General features: G+C 55.0%; 24 protein-coding genes. 4 read left to right on the top strand and 20 right to left on the bottom strand.

Annotated elements, in window-relative coordinates; translation table 11 throughout:
* From PVA48_RS12330 to PVA48_RS12315, 4 genes are read right to left on the bottom strand one after another with little or no spacing between them, the layout of a single operon-like run.
* Complete coding sequence (locus PVA48_RS12330) at nucleotides 1–1,671, bottom strand: hypothetical protein (RefSeq protein ID WP_102726883.1); 1,671 nt, start codon at nucleotides 1,669–1,671, stop codon at nucleotides 1–3.
* Nucleotides 1,668–2,282, bottom strand: a complete 615-nt coding sequence (locus PVA48_RS12325) for a hypothetical protein (RefSeq protein WP_423231825.1) — start codon at nucleotides 2,280–2,282, stop codon at nucleotides 1,668–1,670. Before PVA48_RS12325 ends, PVA48_RS12330 begins: the two co-directional genes overlap by 4 nt.
* An 18-nt stretch (nucleotides 2,283–2,300) precedes the next feature.
* Nucleotides 2,301–2,675: a hypothetical protein gene (locus PVA48_RS12320; protein WP_102726886.1), complete on the bottom strand. Its 375-nt coding sequence runs from the start codon at nucleotides 2,673–2,675 to the stop codon at nucleotides 2,301–2,303.
* Between the two features lie 17 nt (nucleotides 2,676–2,692).
* A complete protein-coding gene (locus PVA48_RS12315; RefSeq protein WP_330019957.1) occupies nucleotides 2,693–3,685 on the bottom strand; it encodes a hypothetical protein in 993 nt (330 codons plus the stop codon).
* 432 nt (nucleotides 3,686–4,117) lie between these two features.
* On the opposite strand from PVA48_RS12315, the gene PVA48_RS12310 reads away from it, so the two are divergent.
* The gene (locus tag PVA48_RS12310) at nucleotides 4,118–4,330 is read left to right on the top strand and encodes a hypothetical protein (RefSeq protein ID WP_423231824.1); all 213 of its coding nucleotides are present in this window, start codon (nucleotides 4,118–4,120) and stop codon (nucleotides 4,328–4,330) included.
* On the opposite strand, the gene PVA48_RS12305 is transcribed toward PVA48_RS12310, so the two are convergent.
* The 16 genes from PVA48_RS12305 to PVA48_RS12230 form a co-directional block, all read right to left on the bottom strand.
* Entirely contained in the window at nucleotides 4,327–4,752 is a 426-nt protein-coding gene (locus PVA48_RS12305) for a hypothetical protein (protein ID WP_102726888.1), read from the bottom strand. The genes PVA48_RS12310 and PVA48_RS12305 overlap by 4 nt on opposite strands.
* Before the next feature lie 20 nt (nucleotides 4,753–4,772).
* Entirely contained in the window at nucleotides 4,773–5,231 is a 459-nt protein-coding gene (locus PVA48_RS12300) for a hypothetical protein (protein WP_102726889.1), read from the bottom strand.
* Nucleotides 5,228–5,596 (bottom strand): phage protein Gp36 family protein, encoded by a 369-nt coding sequence (locus PVA48_RS12295; protein WP_102726890.1) that lies wholly within the window; start codon nucleotides 5,594–5,596, stop codon nucleotides 5,228–5,230. The genes PVA48_RS12300 and PVA48_RS12295 overlap by 4 nt, the downstream gene beginning before the upstream one ends.
* A 70-nt stretch (nucleotides 5,597–5,666) precedes the next feature.
* Nucleotides 5,667–6,572, bottom strand: coding sequence for a hypothetical protein (locus tag PVA48_RS12290; RefSeq protein ID WP_102726891.1), 906 nt, complete (start codon nucleotides 6,570–6,572; stop codon nucleotides 5,667–5,669).
* A gap of 39 nt (nucleotides 6,573–6,611) precedes the next feature.
* On the bottom strand, nucleotides 6,612–7,580 hold the full coding sequence (locus PVA48_RS12285; RefSeq protein ID WP_102726892.1) for a hypothetical protein: 969 nt from the start codon (nucleotides 7,578–7,580) through the stop codon (nucleotides 6,612–6,614).
* 558 nt (nucleotides 7,581–8,138) lie between these two features.
* A complete protein-coding gene (locus tag PVA48_RS12280; protein WP_423231823.1) occupies nucleotides 8,139–8,396 on the bottom strand; it encodes a hypothetical protein in 258 nt (85 codons plus the stop codon).
* 23 nt (nucleotides 8,397–8,419) lie between these two features.
* Nucleotides 8,420–10,024 (bottom strand): phage portal protein family protein, encoded by a 1,605-nt coding sequence (locus PVA48_RS12275; protein WP_102726895.1) that lies wholly within the window; start codon nucleotides 10,022–10,024, stop codon nucleotides 8,420–8,422.
* Between the two features lie 2 nt (nucleotides 10,025–10,026).
* On the bottom strand, nucleotides 10,027–11,439 hold the full coding sequence (locus PVA48_RS12270; RefSeq protein ID WP_102726896.1) for a terminase large subunit domain-containing protein: 1,413 nt from the start codon (nucleotides 11,437–11,439) through the stop codon (nucleotides 10,027–10,029).
* 4 nt (nucleotides 11,440–11,443) lie between these two features.
* A complete protein-coding gene (locus PVA48_RS12265; RefSeq protein WP_102726897.1) occupies nucleotides 11,444–11,998 on the bottom strand; it encodes a hypothetical protein in 555 nt (184 codons plus the stop codon).
* Nucleotides 11,995–12,234: a hypothetical protein gene (locus PVA48_RS12260; RefSeq protein WP_102726898.1), complete on the bottom strand. Its 240-nt coding sequence runs from the start codon at nucleotides 12,232–12,234 to the stop codon at nucleotides 11,995–11,997. The genes PVA48_RS12265 and PVA48_RS12260 overlap by 4 nt, the downstream gene beginning before the upstream one ends.
* 59 nt (nucleotides 12,235–12,293) lie before the next feature.
* Nucleotides 12,294–12,650 (bottom strand): hypothetical protein, encoded by a 357-nt coding sequence (locus PVA48_RS12255; RefSeq protein WP_102726899.1) that lies wholly within the window; start codon nucleotides 12,648–12,650, stop codon nucleotides 12,294–12,296.
* A gap of 7 nt (nucleotides 12,651–12,657) precedes the next feature.
* Nucleotides 12,658–13,197: an N-acetylmuramoyl-L-alanine amidase gene (locus tag PVA48_RS12250; protein WP_102726900.1), complete on the bottom strand. Its 540-nt coding sequence runs from the start codon at nucleotides 13,195–13,197 to the stop codon at nucleotides 12,658–12,660.
* Nucleotides 13,198–13,257: 60 nt separating this feature from the next.
* The gene (locus tag PVA48_RS12245) at nucleotides 13,258–13,581 is read right to left on the bottom strand and encodes a hypothetical protein (protein ID WP_102726901.1); all 324 of its coding nucleotides are present in this window, start codon (nucleotides 13,579–13,581) and stop codon (nucleotides 13,258–13,260) included.
* A 106-nt stretch (nucleotides 13,582–13,687) separates the two neighbouring features.
* Nucleotides 13,688–14,080: a hypothetical protein gene (locus PVA48_RS12240; protein WP_146019236.1), complete on the bottom strand. Its 393-nt coding sequence runs from the start codon at nucleotides 14,078–14,080 to the stop codon at nucleotides 13,688–13,690.
* A gap of 37 nt (nucleotides 14,081–14,117) precedes the next feature.
* Entirely contained in the window at nucleotides 14,118–14,372 is a 255-nt protein-coding gene (locus PVA48_RS12235; protein ID WP_146024312.1) for a hypothetical protein, read from the bottom strand.
* A 173-nt stretch (nucleotides 14,373–14,545) separates the two neighbouring features.
* Complete coding sequence (locus PVA48_RS12230) at nucleotides 14,546–14,839, bottom strand: helix-turn-helix domain-containing protein (RefSeq protein ID WP_102726904.1); 294 nt, start codon at nucleotides 14,837–14,839, stop codon at nucleotides 14,546–14,548.
* Between the two features lie 268 nt (nucleotides 14,840–15,107).
* Between PVA48_RS12230 and PVA48_RS12225 the strand changes: the two genes are divergently transcribed.
* From PVA48_RS12225 to PVA48_RS12215, 3 genes are read left to right on the top strand one after another with little or no spacing between them, the layout of a single operon-like run.
* A complete protein-coding gene (locus PVA48_RS12225) occupies nucleotides 15,108–15,305 on the top strand; it encodes a hypothetical protein (RefSeq protein ID WP_102726906.1) in 198 nt (65 codons plus the stop codon).
* A gap of 5 nt (nucleotides 15,306–15,310) precedes the next feature.
* Complete coding sequence (locus tag PVA48_RS12220; protein WP_102726907.1) at nucleotides 15,311–15,589, top strand: helix-turn-helix domain-containing protein; 279 nt, start codon at nucleotides 15,311–15,313, stop codon at nucleotides 15,587–15,589.
* A 5-nt stretch (nucleotides 15,590–15,594) separates the two neighbouring features.
* Nucleotides 15,595–16,110 (top strand): hypothetical protein, encoded by a 516-nt coding sequence (locus PVA48_RS12215; RefSeq protein ID WP_423231822.1) that lies wholly within the window; start codon nucleotides 15,595–15,597, stop codon nucleotides 16,108–16,110.
* Nucleotides 16,111–16,128 lie beyond the last annotated feature (18 nt).

Below are 16,128 nucleotides of genomic sequence, written 5' to 3'. Positions count from 1 at the left end.
TTAACCTAAAACAGCTAGGGCACCGCCCTGTTTCTGCAGCAGCTTGTCGAGTAGTTCGTTGGTCTTTTTCTGCTCGGCGAGTTGCTTTTGCGGCACGTTTTCAGCAGAGAGCATCATCCGGCCATATCCACCACCGCCAACTTTGGCGAGAGACCCAGCCAGCACGGTTTCCCAACTGACTTTAATTTTGGGGGTATCATCTACGGTTTTTTGACGCTGGGGTTTACCCTTGGCGGCATCTTCCTTTTCTTTGGCAGTCCGTGCCGCATCCTGTTTTTCAAGTGCTCCCGTGATGCGGTCGCTGATAGATGCCATCTCGGCTTTAATGCCGGAGGTGTCCATGACATCCGCCGCGCTGGAAAAACCTTCGGAAAAGGCGTGTTGTAAGGCGGAAAAGTTATCAACAACCTGTCCAAGAATGCGGTCGCCGTAGGAATCAATAAATGACTTGGCGGCCCCTCCCGCCTGAGCGGCACCCTGGTCAGCGTCCTTTTCAAACTCGCGGGAAAGACCGTGCATCCAGGCGGCTTGCTTCCCCATGCCGGGGATGTACTCAATCAAGTTGGCGATACCCTCCGACAATAACGCCAGGATACCATTGACGGCTGTCCGCATGACGCCGACAAAAGCGTTACCTACCATGCCCCAAAAAGCAGCATCCGTCAAAATGTCAAAGACCATGACGCCAGTCTTGAAGGCTTGGATGAGAAATTGAGGGATAGCTTGGAAAGCTCCCATCAGGGTGCGCCATAAAAAATTCACGCTCTCCTGAAAAGCGAGAGTCAAGCCCAGCTTGGCGAGATTCCAAGCCTCACCCTGTTTGAACGCTTCGATCATGAATCGCATGGCATAAGCAATAGTTTCCCCTATTTCACGAGCCTTGACCGCCATATTTTCGATAGTGCTGATACCGTCGTCCAGCAGAGGCTTGAGTGCGTCCATGATGGGTTCTCCAAATTGGGCACGGACCTCGGACCAGGCGTCTCCCAGGGTTGAAAGCTTGCCGTTCCACGTTTGAGACTGCAATTCCATCCCTCCGGAAAAGCGGGCCAAATCCTCCGCGGCCACCCTCCAAACCTCCGACCCCTTCTTGCCCTCCGCCTGGAGCTTCTCCAGCTTGGTCCGAACCTCCGGAGTGATGGCTCCAACCTCCTGGAGACGCTGCATAGCTTCCCCTACGGGACGGCCTGAATCCAATCCGGAATACAGGCGGCCAATGGTCACGGCGAGCTCTTCAAAGGGCGTGTTAGTACCGGAGGCTACGTCGCCAACCATCGTTAGCCCCTGGCCCGTGGACAGCGCGCCATCTGTCAGGGTTTCCAGGGTGCGCGAGGCTGCGGCAATCTCCGGTAACTGGAAGGGTGTGTGTGCGGCAAAATCCGCCAGTTCCATCATGCGATCCTTGGCGGCCTTGGCCGAACCAAGAAGCGGGATGAATGCAGTCTGCATCGTCTCCCGGTCCGCGGCTTCACCAACGGCAGCCTTGGCCTCCGTCCAGGCGGCATGAAGCCCTTTGACGGCCAGCGCGGCCCCGGCCACAGCCGCGCCGACAACAGCCATGGACCCGACGCTGAACGTCTTAAACCCGCCAAGAGACGACCGGGCCTCGGTCAAAGGTCCGTTAAAACCGGAGTTGTTCAGCCGGAGATTATATTCTACGCCGTTGCTCACGATAGGTTTTTCAGAAGTTGAAGCTCTAAAAAGGAAAGGCCTCCGGAATCCGCGCCATTGCGCTGGGCAATGGCAGCCCTTAGACACAGGGCGCGGGCCACGGCGATATCCAGGACGGCGTCAAGGCTCCATCCATACTCGGAGCAGAGCAAATCCACCAGGGTCAGCCACCAGCCCACACCCGAACAATTCACGGTTTGCGGCCCGTCGCCTTCTTCTTTTTCCCCGTCCTCCGCTGGGGCAAAGGACGCCTTAATGACATCCGCAATCCTGCGCCCAGCAGCAGGTAGCATGGAAGGGGAAATGCTATCCGCCCATACGTGCAAGTCCTCTTTAAACGTCCCGGCATCAAGGGCAGCGGCAAAGGCGTCACGGTCCGCGAACAACCACATGAACGCGGTTATTTCGTAAGCGGAGGGCTGGCCGCCAAGTGCGACAAAATTCACGCCAGCAGATTCAAGGAGCAGCAAATCCCGCATGGTCAGGGATTGCCTCTTAGCAAAAGCATCCTTAACAACATCCGGGAACAAGGCGGCAGTGGCCGCGGCAATATTGGTAGAGGTCTTAGACATGCATTGACTATGGCACAAAACAGGCCTCAGCTTGTCCACTGCGGCCTGGATGGCAAATCATACCGTCATGAAGTGATTGAAGAACGCCACAGCGGCAGAGTCCTCAATCAGCAGGGAGGGGTCATCATCAGGTGTAAAAGTGCGGATTGCCCCGGTGCCGTCCTGCCGGGCCTCCACCTGGAGAGACACCTTGTCCGGGCCAGCCTTGCGTGCCCATACCTGCGTTGCAGCCCAGTTTTCTCCCTTGCCCTGGATAGCTCCGGCAAGGGCTAAATAGATAGGGGCCTGTTCTTCTGGCAACTCCACAAGGGGCATTTCATCACCATAACTCCAACCGTCAGGCTTGGGGCCTAAAAATCTGATGGTGCCTTTCAGGGGGTCAAATGCGGTGCCTTCCGTTTGGGAACGGTCATAAATAATGTGTATTAACATGATAGTGTAGCGTTAAATTAGTTAAGTGCTCTAGTGCCGATATAGACTTTCCCTGTATCGGACGTGATATAAAAAGTAGTCGCGCCTTTTTCGGGGAGGGCGGCATATTGTTCCTCTGTCAAGTCCGTTCGGACTTGAGCCCAGCGGGCATCTCCCTCTGCCCTGTTAAGCAGTGATTTGTCAGTAAGGCCAAGACTTCCGGCATTTGTCTTAGTGATAGACGTCGAAAGGGGAATGCCATCTTTAAATTCAATACAAATGTTCCTAACGCCGTTAGCTTTGCTAATGACCATTTTGCCAGAATTTGCATACACACGAGCCTCACTGCCCATGGACGACAATATTAGAAGCCCATCGTTTAGAACAAGCCTCTTGCAAAAAATATCGCCCTCCACATTTAGCGATTGCTCCATCGTCACCCCTCCGGAAAAAGTAGCCCCGCCAAAATTCCATGTCCCACTTGTCGTCGCCCTGGTTGGATTGTCCGGGTCAAAACCGATGCTATTAGGACCAAATTGAAAAGTACTAGCCGCACATGCCCCATCTATATCAATGGGAGCCAGCCGTGGAAGGCGAAGAGCAGAGCCGGGAATAGGGAGTAAAATATCTACATACTTGTCCGCAGTATTATATTTGATACGGCAAAATCCTGACCCACCGCTATGACCTAATTCCACCCCGCTCTCGTCCGGACTAATGTACAACCCGGTTATTGTCGACGCTTGAATGCCATAATCATCATAGCAGACAATGGACCCGCCAACCCCCAGACCACCCTTTAGGGTTGCCAGCCCCTCCACCGTCAAAGACTGCGCCAGAGTGACGCCCCAAGAAAAAGACGCCGGACCAGCAACGTCAATACGCTGGACAGAGATATTAGCCGTGATGACATTACCAAGAGTAGTTGTTTCGCCTGTTGCCGTAACCCCCCCCAGGAAGGATTGAGCACCAGACCATGTATTACTTGCTCCCAGTCTGCCATACCGCGCATTAAGCTGTTCTTCGGTCAATCCGTCTTTCCCCGGTTCCCCGGCGTCCCCCTTCGGCCCCTGGGGGCCTTGCGGCCCCGGTTCCCCGGTTTCCCCCTTCGGCCCCTGGGGGCCTTGCGGCCCCGGTTCCCCGGTTTCTCCCTTCGGCCCTTGGAGTCCTTGCGGTCCCGGTTCCCCGGCGTCCCCCTTCGGCCCCTGGGGGCCTTGTGGCCCGGTCAAATCCTGTTCAACCATGTACCTTGCTTGCTCATAGGCCCACCACGCCAAATCAACGGAGTCAACGGACACGGTCACGGCGTCGCTAAGGCGCACAATCATACGGTGTGTGGACGGGTTGCCGCCATCCCTAGGGTCAATCCGTTCCGCCACCGTCACCAATCCGGATAGGATGCGTTCCCTGGGCGTTTCCGGTGCAGCCTGCAACCAGACTTCCCAGGACAACATCCCCAGACCTTGAGGGGGGATATGCACCAGAACGACCCCATCAGCGGCAATGGTCATATCCAGGCTGGTTACGGTTTCCCCTGTCTTGAGCGTGGCGGCGAGGTCGGCGGCGGACAGGTCCAGGGGAACGCCTGCTGCGTCCTGGATAAGGAGGGAGACGTCATAGGCAGTCCCCCTGGCAAGGGACAGATTGGCAACGGCGGCAATCATGGCGGCAATTAGACTGTCTCTTCCGAATTCTCCGCCTGGGCTGGTTCCTGGGCTGGTTCGACAGGGTCCTTAACGAAGGGCAGATGCAGCAGTTCCACCGTGTATTTCTGCGCGCCTGTGCGCTCCCTGGAATCGTCCAGATTTTCCACGTAATAGTTTTTACTTTCAAATTCTACCTTGTCCCCAATCTGGGGCACAGGCAGGGAGGATGCTTTTTGACCCTGTTTGCCTCCGCGGATGACATCCAGCGTCACGGTCTCTTGCGGGTCCCAGTAGACCACGGATTCCGTGTTTCCGGATTCCCCAACGAATTTTTCACTGGAACGGGACGGCTTGCGTTTGACGGATGTGACAACGCCCCAGGGGACGGTCACGCCGTCAAGCCCGAAGCAGATGTCATTACCGCGCACGATGTAGGAATTTTGTTCAGCCATATATTATATAGTGTATGAGGTTAGAATTCGGTTTCAAAAGACGTGACTTCCACGGTCATGGTCCAGACCGCCCGGCCCGGCGCGTCTTCCCAGACGATGGACAGGGGGGCCGCGGTTCGGGGCTTGCAGATGACCAGGCCATCCTGACCCAAGGAATTCCACATGAGCTTCTGCAGCACGCGGTCAGTCATGTGGTTGGCGGTGTCCATGTCTCCGCCGGGAACGCCAGTAGCGGCGGCGGAGATGAACAAGGTCACTTCGCGGGAAATGTCCGCCTTGATGGGCATCCCTCCCTCAATATCGTGGGAAACGTTGAGGGCACCGGGAAGAACGAAAATGACGCTGGCCGGATATTGGTTGAGGTCCGCCAGGGCGGCCTCGTAGGTCAGGACATTGGGAGCCGTGACGCATTGGGCGATTCCGGCTTGTTCGAGTTCCGCAGTTACGGCGCGGAGCAACCATTGTGTGTCTGTAATCATATGATTTTACGGTTGGAGCCATAAGCAATGGCTCCGGATTTTTTGCCGCAGGAAGAGGGGAAAGGGAACGTGCCGTCCCTAACCTCCTGCAAGGCTTTAAGTGCTGCATCATAGGCGGTCCGCTGGTCGTCCGTCGTCTTGTGCAGCAGCTTGACCAGATCGAACACGGCGATATCCCTTGCCCATCTGGTCATGAGATTGGCCGGAACCTCGCGGCCCTGGCAATATCCATCCACCAGGGCCGCCGCACTGAGCATGTTGTCTGCCACGGGGTCTTCCCCTGCCGGGGCCTGCTTGCGGATGTCGGCGAGCTGGCTGGCCGTCAGGGAGGCCAGGAGGTTGGATTCTGTCAGGAGTGTTTTCATGGGAGGATATAGGCCCGGCGCGCTGGCAAATCGGCAGACACGCCGGGCAATTCATGCGGGGTTAATTTTCTTATGCTCCAGCCGGGATAGCAGGCATCAGAATCAAAGCATCATTGAGTCCGACAGCAGACCCGAAGAAACATTCAAAGGTCAAGAAGTGCTTGCCCTTGCCCTCGGCGTAATGGCGGCGATAGGACAGGGTAATTCCGGTGTCGGGGTCCGTGATCGTTCTGGTTTCGAGGTAGGCTTTGGGTTCGCTGGGAGTCACGGCACGGGTGGCAACCGCCATGGCGGCAGGATGCACCACAAATCCGTTAGGGGCAGCAGCCGAAGGCGGCAGAATAGTAGATTCGAAAAGGTCAAAACCCAACAGGCGGGGAATGACCCCGTCGCGAATGTATTCCGTGCCGCCGTAAGCCAGCGCAGATGCAACCTGAACGGAAGAATCCTTAGACAGGGCCGTATAAGCGGAGGGAGAGGGGAAATAAGTGCGGTTGGTCTTCGGCACTTTCAGGGTCCCCATCTTTTCCCGCGCCAGCACGAGCAGGTCGGCAACCGACATTCCCGCCGTCGGCGTTAATGTCGTGGGATAATTGGCTTTGGTCATTTTCGCGAACGTATCCGTGATGACCTTGGCTGCCACAGCATTCCCCATTTGTCCGGCCCATATTTTCAGGTCGGCAGCAGAGCTTTCCAGGAATTGTCGGTCCGTCAAGCCAACTGTGGCTTTGGCATAGCCATCCAGCGAGACCGATACCGCCCCAAGTGTCCCCGTGTCGGTTTCATAGTCGTTTTCTTTGTCGGACGCTTCAATAGACCCAATCAAGGGCACCTTCAACGTGTCACCGCGATTGGCCGCGTCCTTGGAGTAATTCCGGGAAAACATGTTGAGAGCCGCAAGGGATTCTTTGAACGCTTCCAGGCCGTCAGTAACGATGATGTCATCGTTCAGTTTAATATCAATAGTAGTAGACATAGCTATTATATATAGTGTGTGAGTGAATTTTCAGGGCTGTTAGTGCTTCGAAGAAAGCAATTCTTTCCGGTGCTTCGCGAAAAACGCTGTTCGTGCAGCAGGGTCTTTAATGGCATCATAAGAGGCCAGCAGGGCTTGCCCCTGGGGATTGCCGTCCTTGTTGTCCTCCGGCTTGTAAGCCGCCTGGAACACAGGATTGACAGGCAGGGAGGCCAGCAGTTTTTTTGCATCCGGATTTTTCAGGAGGGTTTCCTTCCAGGATGCTTTCATATCAGGCGAGATTTTCCCCTCCGCGCAGGCGGCTTCCACGGAATCTTCCGCGGCCTTGGCCTGCATGTCGGAAACAATCTTCTGCGTTTCTTCCAGTTGCTTTTTCAGGGTGGCGTTTTCGTCCTGTAAAGCTTTGATTTCTTCGTCGGTCATGGTTGTCGTTTCTGTTTTTGTGTTTTCAGGACCACCGCCCGCAGGGGCGGAGGCAGAAAGGGATTGAATGGCTCTGAATGCGGCCCGGTTGACCAAACCGCCCATGTTGGCGGAAGTACCTGTCACGGTGCAAATGCCGTCGCCGTCCGGCTCGGAGAGGTCGAAAGAAGGAGAAAAACGCTTGAGGGACTTGCCCTTCTTGGCCCGCCCCTCATCGGTCCAGGAGACTACCAGGCGGATGCCTCCCGTCTTGGGGTCATCCCCTCCCCAGTACACGCGGTTAACCCAGGCGGATGCCTCGCCATCGGCATGCAGGAAATCAATATAAGGTGCATCTCCCGTCCCGGCGTCAAATTCAGCCTGGTACCTGGCGCGGCATTCTTCCACGCGTGCTGCCGCGGCCTCGTCAACCAGGATGGTCACGGTTACGACCTTGCCCTCCGGAGTGTGTGGGGAAACCGTCTGGACGCCGGGGGGCATCCACTGAATGTCGTCCGTATCGTCATCCGTCAGGCCGGACGCGGAGAAGTTGGCGTAAAACATCATGCCCTGACTATGCCACAGACGGAGGGTCAGCTTGGACACCGAGGCCTGAATGGTAATCAGGGGCGTCCCTGGCGGCGAAGAAAGATGCGGGCGGCACTGTTGACTGCCTTCAGTACTTTGTCGTCGGGAGGCAAAGCCCGCGGGTCTTTGGGGATGCGTTGCCCTCGCTTGAATACATAGTACATTTTTTGTCCGAGAGCCAACCCCACCGGGCGGCCTCCGGACCAGACAGACCGTAGGTCTTTAATGACGCGGGGACTTTTTCCGTGGGCTTCTGCTGTGACCGGGATAGCCAACATTTTGGCTTTCTTGGGGGTAATGTTCCCCCGTAAATGTGGATAGCCACATGGGGATGGTTAATGCGGACCATGATGCCGCTACCTCCTACCATGGGAGCCGTGCAGGAATTAGCGACAGCCAGCCAGAAATTGGTCCGCGTGCCCCCCAGCCGGTTCGGCCTGGCGTTCTTGGCCCGGAAATGGCTGATGAGCGTGTTCCTCATGGAAATCCCCATGATTTTTTTTAGGGCAGGCTGGCGTGAGGCCAGTCGTTCCAGTTCCGGCGTCACCGTGTCCCTAGTCAATTTCAGGTCAATGCTCATACGCGGGGGACGGAGGTTTTGCCGATAACTGCCGCCGTGCCCATGGCGTGTTCCATGGCTTCCGCCAGGGCGGCAGGATGCAGGCTTTTGAGCAACTTGCCGGATGCCAGGTAGTCGGCCACCATGCGCCGGAATTCGTCGTCCGTGAGGGTGTCGTCACAGGCGGCGCGGGTCAGTTTTTCCAACCCTGGCCGGGCATCCCCCAGCCAGGCGTCCAGGATGTCCGGCAGGTCCCGGAGGATGGACTTGTTCAAGGCTGCCAGTTGGTCGTCCCTGGTCATAGAGAGGCAGCCGCTTTGTTGAGTTCCCCCAGATAGTATTCCCTGGCCGCGGAGGGCATGCCATCCAGGGCTTTTGCCATCAGGGCCGGATTGCCAATCCCGGAGGCGGGAGGCGTGATAACGGCTTCCCCTGCCGCGGGGGCTGGGAAGCCCATATAGCTGTAGGCCCATGCCTGGGACACGGGGAGGCCGTTGCTGACCATGGACGTTAACGCCAGGGCTTTGGGATATACTTTGTCGTCTCCCTGGCTTTCAAACAATTCTTCATCATCACCGGGCATAGGAGCTTCAATTGTCTCGTAGACGTAGCTCTTGGACAAGGGTATCCCCTTGTCGAGTATTTTGCCGATACGGTCCACGGCGGCATTGCGGTCTTTGACTTCCTTACTAGTGGGGGCGAAATAAGGCAAAGACGAATCTTCATTTCCAGCTGGTCCGTTAAAATCGAAAACGGCAGTCAATAACTGTTCATTCATGACTTCCGCGACCCAGTCCGCGGCGGCGTCAATGATGTCGCTCCGGACATTGTAGTGGACTTCTCCCAAGGCACGGCTCCCGGCTTCGCCCGGCGAGGAGGTCAAGGTCTGCCCCAATATCAGCAGGTCGCAGGCGGTATCCGCCATATCAATCATCTGGTTTTGCGGGTTATCGCTGCCCTTGTTGGACGGCTCCTTGAGTTCAAGAGTGCTGCCAGTAGGTGCGGCAGCCCAAGCGGCGGCACCCATGTTTTCAAGCATGGACTCCATAATATCCTTTAACTCCGGGTCACTCTTGTCATAAGTAGCCCAGCGGATCGGTTGCCCAAAAATTTGAGCGAAATTTAGCAGCCAGTCCGCGCTAAAATTGGCCGCGCACCAATACCAAGCAAGAGAGCGCAACAATGCCCCGCCGGACGGATGGCCGAAAGAGACGTTATTGACAGCCACTAAGAATTTGCTCGGGAGGAAATCCCCTAGGGTATCAGACCCAGGGGACCGCATTCCGAACAATCCGCTTTCCACGTCCCATCCATACCAGCGGGGATGGACTTTCCGCGTTTGGCGAGGAAGCCACGCTTGCGGCATGTGGACACAGCCACGAACTTCCCAGTCAATTTCCCATACTGTGACCCCGCAGAACCAGCCGTCAAGCAGTCCGTTGACTGTCCCACGCCAACCTTGGCCGTTCTCGCGGTAGTTACCTTTCATCCCGTCCCTGGTACGTTCGGCCAGATGTTTCATCTCTTCCCGTCCTTCCTCATCCTGGACATTCCACTGCAGGCCGCACACCGCATTTTTCAGTTCGGTTACATTCTTCACCAACCGCGGCCAGGTCCGGCACATGAGGTCATACAGGGCATGTTCTTCTTCAGGGCAATCTCCGTTCAGGGATGCGTCAAGTACGCGGGCAATGTAATCCGGAGTTACCCAGGCTAGGTCCGGCATCATCCAGCGCGGACGCGCAGGGGGTATGAGGATGCGTTGTAGGTCGGATGCCTGACGGGCGTTTTTAGCCGCTAAAATCTGCTTGACGGTCATTGACCCGGCTGCGGGTGGCAAGCTCGCGCTAGAGGGTCCGCGGTGCGCCGCGGAGGCAATATTCTTTTTGAGGGTGATGGTCATGTTTATTTACGGTTTAAAGTTCTTCTCTTGTGGTGGTATTTACCCCGGCCACGGCCCATGATGACGCCGTCCACCGTTTCACGTGTCCAGGTGCCTTCTTGCGCTTTCATTGTCAGGGAATGATAGGCGAGAGCCAGGGCCCAGAAGAGGTCGGCGTGGCCGCTGTCGGTCCGGTCCGCGTTGTAACAGACCAGTCCCGTCTTGGTGTAGCCTTTTTCAATAGCGGCAATATGAGCTCGCAGGAGGTCGTGGTTGGGGATGATGATTTTTCCGGCTTCCATAGCCCGCGCCAGATTGGATGCTAGTTCTTCCTTTGTAGCATTATTGAAAATGACGCCGCGCACTTTGTGCCCGTTCTTCCGTTCCTTGGCGTCCATAACATACTTGTCGCCTATACTTGTCTGGTCGATGACTACCAGCTTCACGCCCTCCGTTCCGGTCATCTCGTCGAGTTTTTTGTCCCGGCTTTTCCAGGAATGGTCTTTGTGATAGTACACCAAGCGGACGATAAAGCGGTCGTGCCAGGGCTTGAGCGCAATGTAACAGTGCAGGTCCGACATGCGCGCCACGTCCACGCCAATCCCAAATTCTCCTTCTTCCTCCGCAATATTCCCCGCGGCGGAAGCATAACGTTCATTGGTACATGCAATGATCGTGTCCCAGGGGATAAGCTGCCCCGCCGTATCCTGCGGTACGCACATGTATTCTTCCAGATAATCGGCTTCTGTAAGACATTTTGCCCGGCAGGATTTGAGGAATTCCTCATGGGTCATTGACTTGCCCGTCTTGGCGTTGATGCGTTCGACAATGCCTGCATTCACCGCGTCCACAATGGTGACTTTATGGAAGCTCCATCCCATCGGATTGCCGTTATTGACACAATCGTTAATGAGCTGGTTAAAGACGGATTGTTTGCCGCGGTGAGTCGAGATGACGATGCGCTGGCCGCCCCACTGCGTCACGGCGGAGGATACCTTCAACAGTTTCTGCTGCTGTTTATGAACCGCATATTCATCCAGTACCACACAACCACGCTTGCCTGCCAATACATCCGGGTTGCTGGACAGGGCAAAAATGGTCCGGCCTGTGGAAAAAGTAATGCTGAAGACCGTTTCGTCTTCAATGATTTCTTCTCCGAGTTCAACGGCCCCAAGATTATAGATTTCCGCCCATTTTTTGCAGTCATCGACAAACAGTTTTGCCGCAGTCTTGTCCCGCGAGCATATCCACCAATCATATAATGCGCCTTTTTTGACGCAGGCACGCACCGCCTTGAGGGCGGTGTATTCCGAAAAGCCCTCCTGGCGGCCTTTTTCCACCAGAATATTGTCGCTTTCGTCTTCCAGGTAACTCGCCTGGTAAGACATGCTCCGCGGCATCCGTTCCGCCTTCTTGATAACATGGACCTTGCTCATGGCGTTAAATCAGGTTCATGGCATTTTCAATGGCGGCAATTTGTTCTTCCGTGAGGCCATTGCCGGATTGGGCCTTTTTCTGGCTGGCCGCTTCCGCCGCGGCGGCTTCGCGGTTTTCCCGGCGGATGTCCGCCATTTCCCGGCGAAGGGACATCATGAGTTTGATAATATCCAGCATCTTGCCGGGCTTGTCGGCAATCATGGTTTGGATGTCGGACACGTCCAGGCCGTCAAGTGCGCCTTCCAGCATGTCCATGGCAGCCGCCAGTCCGGCTTCCGCAGGGCCTCCCTCTTCCGTGTATTTTTTGAGCAGGTCCACTTTCCAGGCATAGCGGTCACGGGCGGCAACCAAACGTTCCTGGCGGGCTAACCAGTCCTTGTGTGCGCCCTTGCGGTAATTGGTGACGTTCTGGGCATTAACATTGGGGTATCCCTCCGCGGCACACAAGGATGCCACATCACGCCAGGTTCCACCGTCGGCCAGACATCGGCTGACGGCATCCTGGACCCTGGCAGGCATGCGGCTGATTGCCGCCGCGGCTGTCCGGACGGTGGTCATGACAGCAGGGCCTCCTTTCCCGCGGTGAGAATTTTCCAGCGGACGCCAAACGGAGAGGGAGGCAGGCGGAGGACATATCCCAGGGCAGACAGGGTTTCCAGTTCCGCCTCTACCTGGCGGTGGTCAAATCCGGCAAGCCTCACTTCTGTAACCAGTTTTTCCGTGGACATGGAGAGGCCACCGCTGATGTTCAGCAGTTCAAGGATAAGCTGTCTTACTTTCTGCGCTTCGGTCATGATGGTGGGATTTTAAAACAATTCAGGCCGCGGCTTGCACACCGCGGCCTGAATGGCAGTTACTTCTCCGTAAGGCGGCCCCCTTCCAGGCGGCCTATTGACCGTTGGAGGCCCTGTAAATATTCGTTGGTGTCGTTTCGTATCTTGATGATTTCCGTGATGATGTCTTTTTTGTCCTGGGCCTGCGTTTGTTCCAGCCTGTCAATGCGGCCATCAATGCCATTGATACGCTTGTGCAGCACTTTCACATTGTCCATTGTGGCGGCTTGACGGCTTTTCAAGATGGATACAGGCTGCTTTTCAATCTCGACGGATTGTGGTTTCCCCTGGGACTTTAGCCGCACCCACGCTTGCAAGGCGTTACCGACAACAGACGCGACGGTGACGGCCTGCCACAGGAATTCACTGTTTTCCATGTTGGGGCTAGTAGTTGGCAATGCCTACGGCAATGGCTCCGCACAGATTAGAGGCGTTTTCAAGGGCCGTTTCATAGTCGGCATCGTTGTCGATGAAAAACGGCTCTACAATGACGCAGGGAGCCACGGTTCCGCGTAGCTGTGCGCCGCCGCGCTCTGTCCCGGTAATGGGCTTGATGCCCCGGTCCGGCAATCCCAGGGCCTTGACCATCTGCGTCTGGATGCACTGGGCCAGACGCTTCCCGCGGGGGGACGCATGCCAGTACAGGGTTTCCGTGCCGCTGGCCGTCTTGTTGAAAGCATTGGCATGCAGGGCCACAATCACGTCGGCGTTGGCCTCATTACAAGCCCGCACGCAGGCAGTCATGCCCGTGCCTCCCCCTTCCGTTTCCCGGTTGACGATAACGGCCCCGTGGCCGTAACCGTTGAGATAGTTAACCAACAACTGGGCATACGACTTCCAAAAACGGTACTCGCTCATTCCGTAATGGCTATTTTCCGCGCCAGGCGCGGACGGGCAATGTCCGATGTCGATACATACTTTCATGATAGTTTTTCCTTTCTATACAGGTTCCGGGCGGGATGACCCCGCCCGGAAAGGTTGGGGTTACTTGACTTGCTGGACAACGGGAGGGACGGACGTTTCCGGGGCGGCCTGCGTCCAAACCAGGGCATGCGTCTTATCGTCCCAGGTCAGTGTCCGGCCATCACGGGTGAGGGTGTATTGACCGTTCTGGATGCTGATTCCGGTATGGCCCGGAGGGTCGGCCTGCGTCTTGGAAGCGCAAGACGACTGGGTCAAGGACATCCAGGCGACGACGGCTCCAATGATGGCCCCGGCAAGGACCTTGGCCCAGTTGGAGGGGATTCTACACGCCATCAGGATGCGCGTGATGATTCCGGCAGCTTCTTCCTTGTTAATGTTATTCATGGTTCTTCATTTGTTAATTACCCTATTTATAGGAGGGCGCCATTTTGGCACAAAAAAGGCCGCACCTTGTACGGCGCGGCCTGCATGGTAAAATGTTGTGGAGTTTTTAGTTGTTAAGCTCTTTTTCAGTTAATTCCTTGACAAACTTGTAAACCTTGTATGACCTTTCTCTATAGGTATAAACACCAATGATGCGTGCTTCTATGTCCACAGAATCACCTTCCGCTAATGGTTTTCCCTTGTATTTGTGCAGCAGCACAACCCTGCCATAATCAGGCTCCCAAGTGACAATGGTACGGCCAGCAAAGGCAGTCCAGCTTGCGCTCCCCATGTACATGAGCATGCCTTGAGGCACTTTTTGATTAAAGTACATTCGTATCTTTACAGGTTTTTCCTTAGCTAATTCTTCTTTAGGCAACGGCTCAAAGGTGTATTCTTTTTCCTCTGCCTGCCCCGTCCAGGAAAATGCCAAAGCTAAAAACAAAATAACGTAACGCATGCCAACCATATAGGATAATCGCCCAACACCTACAAGCCTAAATCTTCTTAATCCATCCCACCATAGCGTCTTTCAGCAGGCATAATTTTTCCTCCGCCTGCAATGCCCTATCCCTCCATATTTTAACTTCTGACGCCATTCCTTCTTCTTGAGTTTGCAGCAAGATGGAGAGGATTTTGTCCCGCATGCAGGATGATACATCCCCGCCATTTTCCAAGCGGACGATATGCAAAACGCTATATCCGGACAACTCTGCAAGGTTCGACAAAGTCAATCTTGTCTTTTCTCTCAACGTCTTAAAGTCAATCTGTTTACACATAGGACTAACACCTTACAAAGGATGACTTGTCCCGGCAATGTATCAATTCTTCAATGTGTCTCACGTGAGACACGTTTTTTCGGCGTTAACGATTAACAATAAGTACTTATACTTTAAAGGCAACTGTTCACCCGTGAACAAGTGAGCTAAATTTTTTTAAGCCATCCCTGCATGGCTGATTTGAGTTGATTGAGCTTTTCCTCTGCGCGTAACGCTCTATCTCGCCAATGCTGAATTTCTGTTTTGTCACCTTCTTCTGTTTTTTGTAACAGGATAGACAGGATTCTATCTCTCAGTCGTTTACTTCCTATGTCATTTAATTCTAATCCATTTATGGATGCAATGCTATAGCCAGACAACTCTGAAAGCTGGGAGAGAGTCATTCCAGATTGTTCACGGAGGCTCTTGAAATTTACGAGATTTGTATTTTTCTCTTGCATGTTTACGAAATATGTAATACGAAAAGTGTATGTTAACGCGTGTACACATTAAAAGCAATCGCCAACTCTCCCCGGAGGTTTTGGCCGCGCGGGAAATTTTGAAGAGGAAAGGGTGGTCTTATAGGACTGCGGCCCCTTTCCTTGGTGTTACCTACCAGCAAATAAGCTTTGTCCTCAATGGACATAGGCAAAGCATATCCCTTCTTCGTCGCATTCATGCCCTCCCATATCGGAGAGGGAAATAACAACTTCAACCCCAAATACGAAAATGAACGAACATCAACGCAAATATGCCCGCCGTGACCGGGAGGACAAACAGAAAGCCCTATATGGCTGCCCTCTGGTTTTCGCGCCAGAAGAAGAAAAACACGCTATCCGCTGGGGAGCCGTCATCCTGGTCGCCTGCCTGGGTGTGTTCCTCTGGATTGTCGCCTTGGCCGTCATCGACTGTATTATTTACCGCTAATAATCATGACCGCGCCACTTACTGACAAGGACTGGGATGCCGTAAGCCCGGAGTTAAAGGTCCTGTGCCTGCTGCGTCTGCTGCGCCGTCCCGCTGTAAGGAAATGGGCGGCGCGTGAATTCGGTTTCCCTCCATCCGGTTCCCTCACCCAGCGGCAACTGGCCGCCTGGTGCGGCGTGGATGAATCCACTATCAGCCGATGGGAACGGGACGCCATCATTAAAATGCGTGGAGCCGCCAGACGATGTGGCCTCACACAAGAAATTTCACAATACAAACACTAAAAAATATGAGCAAAAAAGACATTACTCAAAACATGCTGAATTGCCTGGCGGAATACGCCAATAACGTGCGACGTGATTTAACATCCGCTTGCGCCAATGCGCTGAAAGCTGGGGCCTACCTCAACCATATCCGCACGACGAACAATATCCCCATGACGGACGCCCTGTCCCGGATTGGATTGAGCCGTGCCACCGCCTATCGCTGGATGGACGCGCACAATACCGCTTGCAAAATCCTCGAACTACAGGCTACCCCCTCCGTTCTGGATGCGGATTTCGCGGGCCATTTGGCCGCTCTGGACGACATTGCCAAGGGCATGAGCCTGTCCCGTCTGGCACTGGGGGCTCCGGCTCCTAGCTCCGACATTGCTCGCTTGGACATCCTCCAAACAGGGGCGGAAACCGCAGAAACGGAACAGGAGGAAGAACTCTATAAGCAAGCCGTGGAAAACGTAGAGTCCGGGAAATGGACTCTTATTCAGGCCATGCGGGCAGTCGGGGAAAGGCTGCCCAAGACATAGCCATCGAACGCCGTAAAG

Origin of the sequence: Akkermansia sp. JRP_AM1 (assembly GCF_049262625.1) — a bacterium.
In the GTDB taxonomy this organism is placed as follows: Bacteria; Verrucomicrobiota; Verrucomicrobiia; order Verrucomicrobiales; family Akkermansiaceae; genus Akkermansia; species Akkermansia massiliensis.
The sequence above is the reverse complement of the archived record's forward strand: the minus strand, read 5'-3'. Positions and strand labels throughout refer to the sequence as shown.

Coding starts and splice junctions, on each gene's coding strand:
- PVA48_RS12320 (WP_102726886.1), bottom strand. CDS start 2,675: ATGTTAATACACATTATTTATGACCGTTCCCAAACGGAAGGCACCGCA.
- PVA48_RS12305 (WP_102726888.1), bottom strand. CDS start 4,752: ATGGCTGAACAAAATTCCTACATCGTGCGCGGTAATGACATCTGCTTC.
- PVA48_RS12300 (WP_102726889.1), bottom strand. CDS start 5,231: ATGATTACAGACACACAATGGTTGCTCCGCGCCGTAACTGCGGAACTC.
- PVA48_RS12295 (WP_102726890.1), bottom strand. CDS start 5,596: ATGAAAACACTCCTGACAGAATCCAACCTCCTGGCCTCCCTGACGGCC.
- PVA48_RS12290 (WP_102726891.1), bottom strand. CDS start 6,572: ATGTCTACTACTATTGATATTAAACTGAACGATGACATCATCGTTACT.
- PVA48_RS12275 (WP_102726895.1), bottom strand. CDS start 10,024: ATGACCATCACCCTCAAAAAGAATATTGCCTCCGCGGCGCACCGCGGA.
- PVA48_RS12270 (WP_102726896.1), bottom strand. CDS start 11,439: ATGAGCAAGGTCCATGTTATCAAGAAGGCGGAACGGATGCCGCGGAGC.
- PVA48_RS12265 (WP_102726897.1), bottom strand. CDS start 11,998: ATGACCACCGTCCGGACAGCCGCGGCGGCAATCAGCCGCATGCCTGCC.
- PVA48_RS12260 (WP_102726898.1), bottom strand. CDS start 12,234: ATGACCGAAGCGCAGAAAGTAAGACAGCTTATCCTTGAACTGCTGAAC.
- PVA48_RS12255 (WP_102726899.1), bottom strand. CDS start 12,650: ATGGAAAACAGTGAATTCCTGTGGCAGGCCGTCACCGTCGCGTCTGTT.
- PVA48_RS12250 (WP_102726900.1), bottom strand. CDS start 13,197: ATGAAAGTATGTATCGACATCGGACATTGCCCGTCCGCGCCTGGCGCG.
- PVA48_RS12245 (WP_102726901.1), bottom strand. CDS start 13,581: ATGAATAACATTAACAAGGAAGAAGCTGCCGGAATCATCACGCGCATC.
- PVA48_RS12240 (WP_146019236.1), bottom strand. CDS start 14,080: ATGCGTTACGTTATTTTGTTTTTAGCTTTGGCATTTTCCTGGACGGGG.
- PVA48_RS12230 (WP_102726904.1), bottom strand. CDS start 14,839: ATGCAAGAGAAAAATACAAATCTCGTAAATTTCAAGAGCCTCCGTGAA.
- PVA48_RS12225 (WP_102726906.1), top strand. CDS start 15,108: ATGAACGAACATCAACGCAAATATGCCCGCCGTGACCGGGAGGACAAA.
- PVA48_RS12220 (WP_102726907.1), top strand. CDS start 15,311: ATGACCGCGCCACTTACTGACAAGGACTGGGATGCCGTAAGCCCGGAG.
- PVA48_RS12215 (WP_423231822.1), top strand. CDS start 15,595: ATGAGCAAAAAAGACATTACTCAAAACATGCTGAATTGCCTGGCGGAA.